The organism is Spirulina sp. CS-785/01, from assembly GCF_028330525.1.
GTDB lineage: Bacteria > Cyanobacteriota > Cyanobacteriia > Cyanobacteriales > Spirulinaceae > JAQMSD01.
In genome coordinates, this window is record NZ_JAQMSD010000345.1 from 14240 (window position 1) to 28095 (window position 13856).

The 13856-nt window shown below is 47.3% G+C and carries 10 protein-coding genes and 3 pseudogenes; 3 read left to right on the top strand and 10 right to left on the bottom strand.

What is annotated here, in order from left to right:
* Nucleotides 1-22: 22 nt before the first annotated feature.
* The 7 genes and pseudogenes from PN462_RS22900 to PN462_RS23740 form a co-directional block, all read right to left on the bottom strand.
* Nucleotides 23-2341 (bottom strand): CHASE2 domain-containing protein, encoded by a 2319-nt coding sequence (locus tag PN462_RS22900; RefSeq protein WP_272131178.1) that lies wholly within the window; start codon nt 2339-2341, stop codon nt 23-25.
* A gap of 153 nt (nt 2342-2494) precedes the next feature.
* A complete protein-coding gene (locus tag PN462_RS22905) occupies nt 2495-3268 on the bottom strand; it encodes a DUF928 domain-containing protein (RefSeq protein WP_272131179.1) in 774 nt (257 codons plus the stop codon).
* A 110-nt stretch (nt 3269-3378) separates the two neighbouring features.
* Nucleotides 3379-5337 (bottom strand): serine/threonine-protein kinase, encoded by a 1959-nt coding sequence (locus PN462_RS22910; protein WP_272131180.1) that lies wholly within the window; start codon nt 5335-5337, stop codon nt 3379-3381.
* Between the two features lie 74 nt (nt 5338-5411).
* A pseudogene (locus PN462_RS22915) lies at nt 5412-5741 on the bottom strand (GGDEF domain-containing protein); the annotation flags it as partial.
* Nucleotides 5742-5893: 152 nt separating this feature from the next.
* The gene (locus PN462_RS22920) at nt 5894-7027 is read right to left on the bottom strand and encodes a glycosyltransferase family 4 protein (protein WP_272131181.1); all 1134 of its coding nucleotides are present in this window, start codon (nt 7025-7027) and stop codon (nt 5894-5896) included.
* 225 nt (nt 7028-7252) lie between these two features.
* Complete coding sequence (locus PN462_RS22925) at nt 7253-8407, bottom strand: NAD-dependent epimerase/dehydratase family protein (protein WP_272131182.1); 1155 nt, start codon at nt 8405-8407, stop codon at nt 7253-7255.
* 168 nt (nt 8408-8575) lie between these two features.
* A pseudogene (locus tag PN462_RS23740) lies at nt 8576-8653 on the bottom strand (type II toxin-antitoxin system RelE/ParE family toxin); the annotation flags it as partial.
* 119 nt (nt 8654-8772) lie between these two features.
* On the opposite strand from PN462_RS23740, the gene PN462_RS22935 reads away from it, so the two are divergent.
* A complete protein-coding gene (locus PN462_RS22935; RefSeq protein WP_272131184.1) occupies nt 8773-9867 on the top strand; it encodes a Gfo/Idh/MocA family protein in 1095 nt (364 codons plus the stop codon).
* A 197-nt stretch (nt 9868-10064) separates the two neighbouring features.
* A complete protein-coding gene (locus PN462_RS22940) occupies nt 10065-11075 on the top strand; it encodes a hypothetical protein (protein WP_272131185.1) in 1011 nt (336 codons plus the stop codon).
* Nucleotides 11076-11099: 24 nt separating this feature from the next.
* Here PN462_RS22940 and PN462_RS22945 read toward each other — a convergent pair whose 3' ends face one another.
* Nucleotides 11100-11537 carry a hypothetical protein gene (locus PN462_RS22945; protein WP_272131186.1) on the bottom strand — a complete coding sequence of 146 codons (438 nt, stop codon included), beginning with the start codon at nt 11535-11537 and terminating at the stop codon, nt 11100-11102.
* A gap of 239 nt (nt 11538-11776) precedes the next feature.
* On the opposite strand from PN462_RS22945, the gene pgsA reads away from it, so the two are divergent.
* Nucleotides 11777-12286: a CDP-diacylglycerol--glycerol-3-phosphate 3-phosphatidyltransferase gene (pgsA, locus tag PN462_RS22950; protein WP_272131188.1), complete on the top strand. Its 510-nt coding sequence runs from the start codon at nt 11777-11779 to the stop codon at nt 12284-12286.
* Between the two features lie 15 nt (nt 12287-12301).
* Here pgsA and PN462_RS22955 read toward each other — a convergent pair whose 3' ends face one another.
* The gene (locus PN462_RS22955; protein ID WP_443029266.1) at nt 12302-13105 is read right to left on the bottom strand and encodes a DUF6671 family protein; all 804 of its coding nucleotides are present in this window, start codon (nt 13103-13105) and stop codon (nt 12302-12304) included.
* A 134-nt stretch (nt 13106-13239) separates the two neighbouring features.
* Nucleotides 13240-13843, bottom strand: a pseudogene (locus tag PN462_RS22960) (transposase).
* Nucleotides 13844-13856: the final 13 nt, after the last annotated feature.

Below are 13856 nucleotides of genomic sequence, written 5' to 3' on the forward strand. Positions count from 1 at the left end.
TTAAAGTTGTAAAATGTTCTAATTACTGTTTTAGATTGTCATAGAGTTGTTGTAATTTCTCATTAATGCGCGGTGGCTTTGAGGTGAACTGAATGTAAAACCCTCCGTCCTCCTGACTTTCCTTCTCTAGCACTTTAGCATAGAGGTCTTCTTGCAGTTCAGGAGTATCCCCCAAATTAACAAAAACTAATTTAATATTTTTCAGAGGTTCGGGTTTCTCAGGAGGGGGGTTATCCTCAGTCACGGTTGGGGATTTACCATTCTCTTGTTCCCCTCCTTTGAGGGTAATATAAGCCCCTTTCTCGGAGAGTTGCAGCAGTTGGCCGGGGAGGGTGTCTTTACTAATATGTTTTCCATCGAGAACCGTATAACGCAGGAAAAGCGGTTCTTTGAGGGGTAAAAAGACTTCTTCTTCTTTCTCTAAAAAGAGATTATATTCTCCCCCAATGCCCCCGATATCATAAATCGTGATGGGTTCTTTAACCCCTTTGGGCATGACTTCCTTTTCCCCATTGATTTTAATATCTGGCCCCGCTTCCTTCAGGGTATTTTCTGCCACTAAAATTTGGCCGCCTGTGGTGTAGGATTCAATGCGATAGGTCAGGTTAACTTGAGACCCGACAATGCCGTATTTGGTGCGTTTTTCTGAGCCAATATTGCCCACAACGACTTCCCCGGTATTAATCCCAATGCCCATTTCTAGGTCAGGGAGTCCCCATTCTCGCATTTGGACATTAACAGTTTTCATGGCTTGCTGCATAGCGATCGCGCAAGCAATGGCCCGTCTGGAATCATCTTCCCTAGGGACTGGGGCCCCAAATAACACTAAAATCCCATCCCCCATAAACTCGTCAATTGTGCCTTGATAGGTGGTGATGGTGTCGGCCATATAACCTAAATAAAAATTGAGGATTTTGACCACTTCTTCCGGGGAAAGACGTTCTGATAAAGCGGTAAACCCCCGTAAGTCGGAGGTGAAAATAGTGATTTTGCGACGTTCTCCCCCCATTTTTAACCCTTCCGGATTTTCCAGGAGGGTAGAGACCACTTCATCGGTGAGATAGCGGCCAAAGGTTTTGCGAATATCTCCGGCAGTGCGGGCAATATAGGCGGTAATACTCCCTGTGGATAAGATTAAGGCGACAAAGGAAGGGATAACGGGAATCCACCAACTATAGACTAAACCTATATAAGCACTCCCCCAGAGACAAATTCCAGCAAAGGCTAAACCCCCGATTTGTTTGACTAACTGGTTTTGGGTACTCCCGGAATGGCGCATAGTCCAAGCGACGGTGGACCCCACTCCGGCCCAGAAGAAAATCCATAACCATTCTACGGCTTCGGGGAGGGTGCGAATAAAGGGACGGTCATTGAGAACCGCACTCAGGAGTTGACTGGTTAAATTGGCGTGAACTTCCACCCCGGCCATTAATTCGGGGAGGGAGAGGAGGCCGCTGCTGTAGGGGGTGAAGAAGAAGTCATTGGAACTTTCACCGACGGCCCCGATTAAGATAATGCGGTCTGTGGCCCAGTCGTCGGGGATGTTGTTGTCGAGGACATCCATGAGGGAGACCATTTCAAATAAATTAGCCCCTCCTCGGTAGTTGAGGAGGACTTGATAACTGCCATCTTCGGCGCGAATATAGCCCCCGTCGTGGGCGCGAAAACGGGGGATGACGGTCTCGCCGAGGGCGTATTCCCACCAGTTGGAGTTGGGGTCTTCGCTTTCGAGGAGGTTAATGCCAATGTCTTGGGATTGGAGGTAGGAGGCGGCTAGGTAAAAGGCAAAACTGGGAAAGAATTCTTCGCCGTTTTCGCCGCGAAAGACACCGATGAGGCCGCGACGGACTTTGTTATCGGCATCTCGGATTACGTCGTTGGAGGCGATTTGGCCTTTTTCGGCTAAGACGGGAGGGGGCCCGACGGTTTCTCGGGCGCGATCGCCGATCACTTTTTCAATGCCAATCAGGTTAGGGGTAGTTTCAAAGACCTCGACTAATTCCTGATGACCGGGATTTACGGGTTGGTCTCGGTAAATGTCTAAGCCAATGACTAAGGGGTCTTGGGCGTTTAATTTACGGATTAAATCGGCATAAATTTGATCGGGTAAAATGACCTGTTCTAATTGCCGATAGTCGTCCTCGGTAATGCCGACAATGGCAATGCGAGAGTCAGTTTCTGCGGCAGGACGCAAGCGCAAAAATTGGTCATAGGCTGACCATTCTAATGCCTGTAAGAGTCCGGCCCAGCGTAATAAAATCACAATTAAGGTTACGGTGGGGGCGGTAATCCAGACCCCTCGCCATTGCCATAGTCCTGTTTTCCACTGCTCCCAATTCATATTTATCCCTCAATGAGTGAACCCCTTCCGATCCCAGTCATTGGGTCATGGTGAAAACAGTGGAACAATGATTGCTCAGGAAGGGGCTTTTAAAGACAAGGTTAGTTGAGAAAATTCCCGATTTCGGGATTGTCTGTCTAGAGGTATTTTAGCTTATTGAGCAAAAGGAATATCGGCTAAATGCTCTAAATCCACCGATTGCAGTAAGTTTTCCCATTCATTGGGTTGATATTGTCGCAATTGCGCCGTATATTCTAGGGTTTCATTCCACAGTCGGTTCTGGGCGTATTCGTTGGCTTTTTCGGCCAGTAAGGAGGGGTCGAGTTCCGAGGGGTTAGCAACGAGGGACAGGTTGGCGGGTTCAAGGCGTTCAAATTGACCTTTGACGACTTCATCTTTACTGCGGTCATCGGGGTTACAAACGATGGCGAGAGTCCATTGGTAGGTTTCTCCCACTTCTAAGTCCGCCCCGTCTAATTCATAGCGCACAATTTGGCCGCCTTGGTTGAGACTATCGGGGACGGGAAGGGCTTCGGCCACATAGACTTCTTCTAGGTTAAAGGGGAAACGACTTGCGGTTTCTTCTCCTTCTTTTAAGATGACAATTTCGGCGGTGAGTTCGGTGGCTTTGGTTTGGGGAACGTAAACGTAGAGGGAGGGGTCGGGAGCAAGGGTTGTGCCGATGTTATCTTGGGGCATGAGGACGGTGAGAGGGGTGACTTCTTCTCCTTCGACGACACAGGAATCTCCGGCCCGGGAGGCCCCTCCGGAGGTGCGACTGACGTTGGACCCCCCAGAGGAGGGTTGGGGGAAGTTGACGCTAATTTGATAACTGGGAATCGCTTGGGTGACGGTTGCCCGAAGGAACAAATTTAGCCCGATTAAGGCTGGTAACGCGCTTAAAGTGGATAGTGTGCGAAGACCCATTGTTTTTTAACTCCGATGTTGTGAATTGGTGTTTTTTGTAGGTTTAACTGTATAAGATGTTGGAAATCCCTTTAGAGTTCCAAGATGATGTTTTCTCTAACTTAACCTAGTTATCCCCAGGCCGCCTGGTCTAAGCTGGGGACCTCTTGCAGGTGAATGCCGGGGTTGAGTTGGCTGAGGGGTTGGGGGGGGTTGGCGTTTTTGCCTAAAACCTGACTTCTCTGGGAGGAGGCGGCGCGATCGCGCACTTTCTGTTTCTGGGCATATTCGGTCAGTTTTTCCTGGGCAATATTCCCGGCGGGAGTATTGGGGGGAATTTGTTCGAGGACGGTGATGGCCTCCTTAAATTCCCGATCTTGGGCATGGTTATAGGCTTGTTGGAGTAAGGCCATGGCCCGAATACGCTGTTTTTGGCTGTATTCTTCCAGTTTCGGGGCGATTTTTGCCCCAATTTCCGTTTCCGGGGAAATTTGCTGAAGTTTGGCCAGGGCCTGGGTAAAGTTTTTCTGGGCGGCCTGATCAAAGGCTTCTTGGAGGAGGGTTCGGGCTTCGGCCTCAGCTTTGATCTGGGCTTTCTGGAGGAGGGGACGGAGTTTCTCTTGCCAATGGGCAATTTGAGGGACTTTTCCGGCCTCCGTCAAGACCGTTTGCCAGTCTTCTTGGTTAAAGGCGTTTTCTGCCGCTTGGTAATGGAGAGAGGCTTTAGACCAATCATTTTGCCATTCCGCAATAGCGGTTTGGGAATAGGGATAGACCGGACTATCAATGGGGATGGATTGGGCAATGGCGATCGCATCCTCAATTTCCCCCTCATGAAACGCTTTCTGCGCCTCCGCTAACCGCCGTTCCCCCGGTTCAGTCGCCCGACTATCCATTAACGTATAAATCCCCAAGGCAATGGCAAAAGCATTGAGAATCGCCACCACAATCCCCATTTTGGCTAATAAACCAATCATCGAGGGCTTTAACTCCGAATGAGTCCGCCGCTTCTCTAAAGACGACTCCGGCTTCTCTGGCGTAACGTTAGCAGTGGCTTCCTCTAACAGAGCTTGATATTCTTCGGTAATTTCGTTCCAATCTTCAAACTCACTCTTACCATCCGCCACAAACAACGTCGCCACCTCCGGTGTTCCCTGCTCTGTAACCGCTTCAAGGGGACGCTGGGAGGACTCCATCACAATATTACGGGCCTTTTGAATCAACGGTTTCAAAATCGCCAACACTTCCCGGGCCGACTGATACCGTTCTTTATAGTCATACCGAACCATCTTAGTAATAACGGTGATCAGTTCCTCACTATAATTCGGAACCTCCTTGGCCGTTAAATAATCCTGCCAGTTCACCTCACTGGTTTCTAAATTCAGTTGCAATTTCGCCGGGTCTAACCCGGTTAACATTTGAATGGCAATGATCCCTAAAGCATAGATATCACTACAGGGATAGGGAACCCCGATTAACTGTTCTGCGGCCAAATACCCCGACGGACTCACCGCCACTGTGGACTGGGTGGGTAAGGTACTGATAATCTTTTTCTTACTTCTAGGGGGGCGAACAGGTTGAGAAGCCCCAAAATCAATTAAAACCAACTTCCCATCCTTGCTGCGTCGGATGATGTTATTAGGCTTCACATCGCAATGAATGACCCCTTGGGCGTGGATAAAGTCCAACGCTTCCAAGACATCCCGCAAGAGAAAGATCACCTGCGCTTCTCGTTCTTGGGGTGAACTACAGGACAACCAAGCTAACTCGGCACTGAGGGGTTGGCCTTCAATTAATTCTTGAACCAGATAAAAGCTCCCATTTCCTTCAAAGCAATCAATAAAACGCGGAATTTGCGGGTGATTGCCCAGTTTTTTGAGGGTTTCAGCTTCCGTGACGAAAACACGCCGACTGGTCTTGAGGAGATTGGGATAATCTTGATTTGACTGATAACACTTAACGGCGTAGCGGGGTCGTCCCGGTTGACTGGTGTCGTGGACAATATAAGTTCGCCCAAATGCACCAGCACTTAACACTTGACTAATTTTGTAACGATGATTAAGCAATCGTCCAATCCGTGAGTAAGACACTGTTCCTTATCCTCTATGCAGTAAATTCCCCAGTCCTTATTTCTGTTTTTCTGGGTTTTCTACGTCTCTCCGGATTATTTTAGATTTGTTGAGGAGTCGGGGAAGTGGATAGTTGAGAGTTGAACCTGTTTTCTAGTCGGGAGTTGGGGGAGATAGGGAAGATGGCGGAGATGGGGAAGATGGGGGAGATAGGGAAGATGGGTGTCTGAGAGGATAATCATAAATTGATCGCTCTCATAGCGGGCGACCCAACCCGACATCATTTTTGCACAATCAACAATGAGATTGGCAATTTCTCGCAGACAATCATCTCCGACTAAATGACCATACTCATCATTAAACACCCGAAAATAATCAATATCGACACATAAAAGGGCGAGGGCGGTTTGGGTTTGCTGACACTGTTGCCATTGTGCTTCTAGGGTATCCTCAAATAAATGACGGTTGGGGACTTGGGTGAGGGGTTAATGATCCTCCTTTATTCTAAGAATCAACCTTTCGTTTCGTGCCAACGGGCAAAAAGTTTCTGTTGCCAAGCAAAGTAGAGGCTACTTCATTAAGCAACCAGAGACAAAGAAGACTTCACCAATACTTTCTGATAATAGTCTTGCAGTTGTTGGGTGGCCGCTGCCCATCCCCAACGTTCCGCCTCTTTACGGGCATTGGCCCGCAGGGTTTCCCGTTCCTCTTGGGCGGCTAATAGGCGACGAGTGGCTTCTATGGCCCCGTTAGCGGTGTTGGGTTCAAATAAATAACCATTCACCCCATCGGTGACAATATCAGGGATACCGCCGGAATTGGCGGCAACCACGGGACATCCGGCGGCCATGGCTTCTAATACCACCAGTCCTAAGGTTTCGGTTTGGGAGGGGAAGACAAAGGCATCGGCTGAGGCAAAGGCGGAGGCCAGTTCCATCCCTTGTAAGTAACCCACAAAATTAGTGGGAGTGTCTTGAAAATGTTGTTTTAAGGTGGCCCGGTGGGGTCCATCCCCTACAATGGCTAACCTGGCTCCTGGAATGGCTTCGAGGATGGGTTTAATGCGTTCAATTTCCTTTTCGGGGGAGACGCGACCCACATACAATAATAAGGGGGCATCGGGGTGGCCTTGGGACAAGCGATCGCGCATTTTAGCCGACACCAAATGAGGCTGAAACATCTCCGTATCCACCCCCCGTTGCCAGAGATCAACCCGTTCAATGCCATGACTGCTCAATTCCTTTACCATGGCCGTTGAAGTGCATAAATTCAACTGGGCTTGATTATGCCCCGCTTTCAATAATTCCCACAAAAACCCCTCTAATGCCCCAAACCCATAATGATGTAAATATTGAGGCAGATGGGTATGATAAGAAGCCACCAAGGGCAGATTAAGCATTTTAGCGTAATAAATCCCCGCCAACCCCAAAATCGCCGGATTCACCACATGGATTAAATCCGGTTTAAAATTCTCTAGTTTTTTGCGAATGGCAGGCCGGGGAAAAGCCATTTTTAACTCCGGGTACATCGGCAAAGGTAAAGCCGGAAGTCCATAAACCTTTGCACCCTTATGTTCCTTTAACCCTCCATCGGGACAAACCACCAACACCTCATCGCCATTCCGTTGTAAATGATCCACCGTATGGCGTAAGCGGGTGACAATGCCATCAACTTTCGGTAAAAAGGTTTCGGTAAATAAAGCAATTCTCATCTCAAATTCTTATTCTCTGACTGATTTGAACGATTAACCCTCATACAGCTTACGGCTTCGTACACAGTCCGTGAATCCCAATAGCCGTAATTACTCCTCCCAACAATATCCCGGCCCCTTCTGCAAAGCAATTGATGGGTCGATTTTCTCTTTTTTCCAGCAAAAACAGAAAAATAGGAGAGTGTGATTTTTTAGGTGAAATCACACTCTACCCCTTTAGGGGACTTACTTCCGATGCCAAGACACCTTGGGTAAAATTTGTTTTTGATCGACCCGGTTTTTGTACTTCTGGGCGAAGTTTAACAGGGAATCTAACAAGGAATCGGACAGATAATGGGGTTGTAACCCTAAATCGAGTAACTTGGTATTCTTAGCGTTGAAATAATGATCTTCGGCTTCTACGCGGGGGTTGTCGAGGTTTTTAATCTCCACATCCATCCCTAACGTAATACCCGCTTGTTTCACTTTCAGGGCTAAATCCCCAACGCTAAACTGTTCAGTAAACTGGTTAAAGACCCGGAATTGTCCAGCATCCGCCGGATTACGCACCGCTAAATCCACACAGCGCACCGTGTCCCGAATATCGAGGAAAGCGCGAGTTTGGCCTCCTTTTCCGTACACCGTGAGAGGATGTCCTACTGCGGCTTGAATACAGAAACGGTTTAATGCGGTTCCGAATACTCCATCATAGTCGAGACGGTTGATCAACATCTCATCCATGCCTGTTTCTTCGGTGAGGACTCCATACACCACCCCTTGGTTTAAGTCCGTGGCTCGCAGTCCCCAAATTTTGCAGGCAAAATGGATATTGTGGCTATCGTGAACCTTGGATAAGTGGTAGAAACTACCGGGTTGTTTAGGATAGGGGAGAAGGTCTTTACGACCATTGTGTTCGATTTCGATATAACCTTCTTCAATATCAATGTTGGGAGTCCCGTATTCTCCCATTGTTCCCAACTTAACCAAGTGACAGTCGGGGAAGTCCTCTTTCATTGCGTAGAGGATATTTAAGGTCCCCACTACATTATTCACCTGAGTAAATACGGCGTGTTCCCGGTCAATCATAGAATAGGGAGCAGACCGTTGTTCTCCGAAGTGAACCACAGACTCTGGTTCAAACTGGCGTAGGGTTTGACTTAAAAAACTGTAGTCCGTAATATCGCCAACATACAGGTCGATGTGCTTGCCTGTAAGATCGTGCCAACGTTGTAGCCGTTTTTGAATGGGAGTGATGGGGGTAAGGGTATCGACTCCAAGTTTCGTATCCCAATGCCGACGCACCATGTTATCGAGGATGCCGACTTCATGACCTTGGTTGGATAGGTGGAGTGCGGTTGCCCATCCACAATATCCATCTCCACCAATGACCAAAACTTTCATACTGCCTTCTTTATCTGTTATTACCGATACTGGGTAAATTTATCAGGTATTGGGTCACTATGGGGAGTTAAGTATTCGTGTTTGGTAATTTAATTTCTGGGAGTTGTCTGGAAATGGGGCAATTCAGGGGTTGATGGGTGGGTCATACTGGGCCAAAACGTTTTCTAAGGTGGCTGTGTCGAGGTAAATGACTCGGTAGCCGCCACTTTCCCCTTTTTGGATATCGCTGTTTTTCAGACGGACTTTCAACGAGCGGTTAACTCTATAGTAGATCGCGGATTTGGTGCTGGACTCACCTTTGGGAGATAATGTACGATGACAATTCTCCCCCGGAGACGCTACGCAAACGCGCAAGGAAAGGACCTATGAGTGAAAAAACCATTGGGGTTGCTGTGGTTGGCACAGGATTTGGTCAGAAAATCCACATCCCCGGATTACAACATCATCATCGCACTGATGTGGTGGCGGTTTGGAATCGCAATTTAGATAAAGCTCAACAAATTGCCCAAGATTACAATATCCCCCACGCAATGGACGATTTAGAGGCAATTTTAGCCCTGCCGGAGGTGGATGCGGTGACGGTGGCCACTCCCCCGTTTCTTCATTATGAGATGGGAAAACGGGTGTTAAATGGGGGCAAACATTTGTTACTGGAAAAGCCGATGACGTTGAAGGCTGAGGAGACGCAAGAGTTATATACCCTAGCGCGAGAAAAGGGGTTGATGGCGGTGGCGGATTTTGAGTTTCGCTTTGTGCCAGAATGGTTACGGTTTGCGGAGATGCTTTCGGAAGTGGGGAAAATTCGCTTGGTGAAGATTGATTGGTTGGTGGTGAGTCGGGCTAACCCGGATCGCGCTTGGAATTGGTATGCTCAGAAGGAGAAGGGGGGAGGAGCATTAGGGGCGATTGGGTCCCATGCGTTTGATTATATTCGCTGGTTATTCGGTGAGGTGAGACGGTTATGTGGTTATCTCAATTGTGCTATTCCCCAACGACCTGATCCCAAGGAGGGGGGGCAGTTAAAGCCTGTGGATGCGGATGATACGGGGTTAGTTATGATGGAGTTAACGGATGGAACTCCGGTACAATTGGCTTTATCTTCGGTGACGTATGCGGGCCGCGGCCATTGGTTGGAGGTGTATGGCGATCGGGGGACTTTGGTGTTAGGCAGTGATAATCTGAAGGACTATGTACATGGGTTTGTCCCCTATTTTGCCTCCGCAGGTGAACCGTTACAAGTGTTAGAAGTGCCGAAGCGGTTACAGTTTCCCCAGGTGTTTGATGATGGCCGTTTGGCCCCTTTTGTGCGGGTGGTGGATCATTGGGTCTATTGTATTGATTCGGGAATGGAGAAGGCCCCGTCGTTGCGAGAGGGGGTCTATTCGCAATTGTTAATGGATTTAACTCACGAGTCCCATGAGAAGGGATGTTGGGTGGATGTCCCGTCTTGGGAGGATTAGTTTTTGATAGGGTGAGAAACCGGGTTTCTTGTTTTCATTGGGTGTTGAGTTTCATTATTCTCTACAGAAACCCGGTTTCGGGGGGTCGGGTTTTGTCTTCATTGGGGGGAAATCGCAAAAAAAGCTAAATTTTCAGAAATTAGCTAAGGTTGTAGTTGTAGCGTACAAGGTAGAATATTCTATGACGAGGATAGATTATGGCGCGACAATCATCAACGTTGCTGAAACGGGCTAAGGATGGCGATGCGGCGGCCATTGCGTCTTTGATTAATCGGTCTCTCAATCCCAAGGGGATTCAGGCAACGGCGACTATTACCTCGACTCAATTAAATCTTACTTTAAGGGCTGCAACTCCGTTTAATCAGGGGAGTGCGGTATCTTGGTTAAAACGTGCGATCGCAAATTTAGATTGTCCTTTCATTGACACTGTACAAGTCTCGGCCCAAGCAGAGGACACGGGAGACTTATTTTTTTGGCAAGAAAATTTTTTCATTCACAACTCCCCCTCCCATTATCCTACAGATCCCCCTAATTCTGAAGCCAAACCCCCTCCAGAACGGCGACAGAAACCCCCCGAAACCGTTGATTCTGTCCCCCCTTCGCAACCGAAACCTCCCCAACCTCGGCCCAGACAAAAAGAGTTGGATATGGAGTTATTTTTGGAAGGATTAAAACTTTGTTTTCTTAATCCGTTTGGGTTAGAGGAATTTAATCAAAAAATTAACCGAAAAGCGGCTTTAAAAATGGGCTGCATTTTAGGGGGAATTTATGTTATCGCCGTTTTTTTGAGCTATAAACAAAGCGTCTTGAATATGTACGCTCAATTGGCGTCAGCCGGAAGAATTAATAATTTTTCGATTTTTATTACTGCGGTGATTACGTTTTTAAGTTTTATTGTAGCTAGTGCTGCGGTGAGATTACTGTTTAAAGGGGAAGGAAATTTAGACCGAGATGTTTTGGTTGCAGGAATCGCGTTAATTGTTCCAGCAGCGTTTATTATCCTTTCTACTTTTTTAGGAGTGGGTAATATTGAAATTATTTTAATGTTGGCGATTATTAGTTTAACTTACACGATTTTAATGTTACATATTGGCTGTAATAAGATATCACAAATTCCTTTAAGGTTTTCCCCGCTTGCGGTGGCGGTATTGTTGATTCTTAGTTTTTGGTTTACTAAAATTATGTTGACTATTGCAGTGATGACTTAAATCTTTGGGTTTTTATCCAAGGGTTTAGCGCACTAAATACGTTCTCCAAATAGGCGGTTTTTCGGTGTCTGTGACTTCTCGTTTTAACCAACGCCAAGTTTTTCCTTCTTTTTGCCGTTGTAAGTAAATATCAAACTCGTTTTTCTCTTGAGTGACATTTTGGTTGGGTAACTCGATTTCGAGTTTATATGTTCCCTTTAAATGGTAGGTGGGGAGTTGGGCAAAATAGAGGGGGTCTATGGTTTTGACGGCAATATTGGTAATGTTAAGTGCCGGATGACTCCCTTGGAGTTGTTCGCTTAACTGTTGTTGGGATTGTTCGAGTTGTAGCGCGATCGCTTTTTTCACCAATTCCCCCCCAGGTGCATAGCTAACGGGAGGAGTCGCCGCACTACAAGCCGATAATACCACGGTTAAGAGTAATAGGACTACCAGAAGACTATGCCGCCATCCTCGTATCATAAAACTGGGGAGAAACTCTACGCTACACCAATTTTACCCTATCTTTAGGGTGGGTGGTCAAAAAGGGGAGATGGGGGAGAAGGAGTGAGGAAAGAGAAGTGAGATAGTGAGAAGTGAGTAATAAGTCATTCATCCACGGGTTTAAAACCCGTGGATGAATGACTGGATTCCTGTAGGCAATGATCACCAGACAAGATACAATTTTGACCATTAATTAACTGTGTTTTGCTGCCCAACTGATGCTTAATTTGCCCAATTCGATTACAGTGTCTCGTTTAATTGGTGTTCCCTTTTTGCTCTATTTATTGGATCAACCGACAGAGCAGTCTCGTTGGTGGGCTTTGGGGATTTTTGCCTTGGTGGCGGGGACCGATTGGCTCGATGGGTTTTTGGCCCGTAAATTAGACCAAATTACCGATTTAGGCAAGTTTCTTGATCCCTTGGTGGATAAGTTATTGGTTTTAGCCCCGCTTTTGTCAATTTTAGCGTGGGGGGTGATTCCTGCTTGGGCGGTGTTTTTGTGGATTGGCCGAGAAGTTGCTATTGCAGGCTGGCGTGTGAATCAACCCAAAATTATTGGGGCGAATCTCTGGGGAAAGGCGAAGACGGTGACACAGATTGGCGCGATCGCGCTTTTAATTGCCCCTCTCTCCCCCACCTGGCAACCACCCACCCTGATTCTATTCTGGTTAGCCCTAGCCCTAACCCTCTGGTCTGGGTTAATCTATATCAAAGGGCAAGAAACTTAATTATCCATGATCCCATCACGGATTACAGTAAGGACATTGACTCGGATCATTAGTTTCCCGTCCGTCGGGATATTTCTCAATCACCTCATGGGAACAACTCTGACAGCGATAAATCTGCTGTAAAATGCCCAAAGTAGGCTGGCCACACCAAGCACAGGGTAAACCCGGATTACGCCCCACCACATCAAAACCCGGCCAATGACAATGGGGGCAAGTTTGCCGGATTTTGCGGACTAAATCTTGAGTGGCTTCGCGGATCACTTGCATCCGGGTTGGGTTATACATAGCCCGCATATCGGTTTCTAACCACGCATTTCCCTGTTGTTGGAGTAAGGTTTGCACGCAGTCTTGCAACTGCTCTGCATCAGTAATTCCTTTCCAAAGGGGATCATGTTGATCTCGATCAGGCCGCACTACCAGTCCATGCTCAGGAAAGCCGCTTTTTTCTGCAAAAGTGTGGGCTTCGTCCAAAGTGGTGACACGCTGTTGCCCATAATTGGTATTTGTCGAAATGGCCTGTCCCACTAATTCTAACTGATGACGATGATCGAGGAGTAAAACTAATTCGCGATCGCAAGCTAACCAGGGAAGGGAGGGATGCGGCCCAAAACTCCCTTCACTGGCCAAGGCGATCTTTTCCTCCCTTTCCTCCAAAATAGCCTGAGCTTTGAGGCGGGCTGTTTCCAACTGCTCCCCAGGCCGGGGAATATCCCGCGTAAATGTGCCAAAGCGATCTGAGTTAAAGTGGGGGGGGACAGAGAGCTTTAACCCCAATTCCCTTTGTAAAATTGGGGCTATCACCTGCTCTTTCTGGTGCATGGTGGCCAAGAGGGCCAATTGTCTGTTAAATGAGATGGGATGAGACAAACGCACGGAATGAGGATAATGAGTTACTTCTCATAGGATAGCGGCTCAGAGTGCTAGTGATATCAAATCCGGTTAATTACTATAAATTAGGCAACGACAGCATCACACCACCAGTGAAAAGCCGTAACCCGACGCACTTGTTCGGGGCGTTCTATTAAAAGACGACAACGGTGGGATGTGACCTCTTCTAGGGCATCGAAATTGTCATAAGCTTGAGCGCGCGATCGCTTCGTTGGTTAAAGGCCATAAGCTCTCAGCGGGCTGAAGTTCTGGAGATTTTGGGGGGAGAAACAATAAATGTATCCCCAAAGGAATCGTGATTTTGGCTGTAGTGTGAAAACTGGCTTGGTCTAAGACTAACAGGATTCTTTTTTTGGGTCCTAGACCAAAATGTTCAGCAAATTCAATCAGCATTTGTTCAAACACTTGCCAATTTAAACGGGGGACTATCCACCAATAGGTTTTTCCTGTGGTCGGCTCAACAAATCCACTTAACCACATCCAATCATATTGATACACTCGAAGACGGCTGTACCCTGTTAATTCCGCTACTTCTTGGGGCGTTTTCCCCTGACTGATGTACCAAATAATTTGGTAATGACTTCTTTGTACCCCTTCTTTAGCGGCTCTATATTTTTCGTATAGTTCCTCTGTACTCAAATACGGTTCTATTGTCACTTTTTTTGGCATTTTTCCCTTTGCA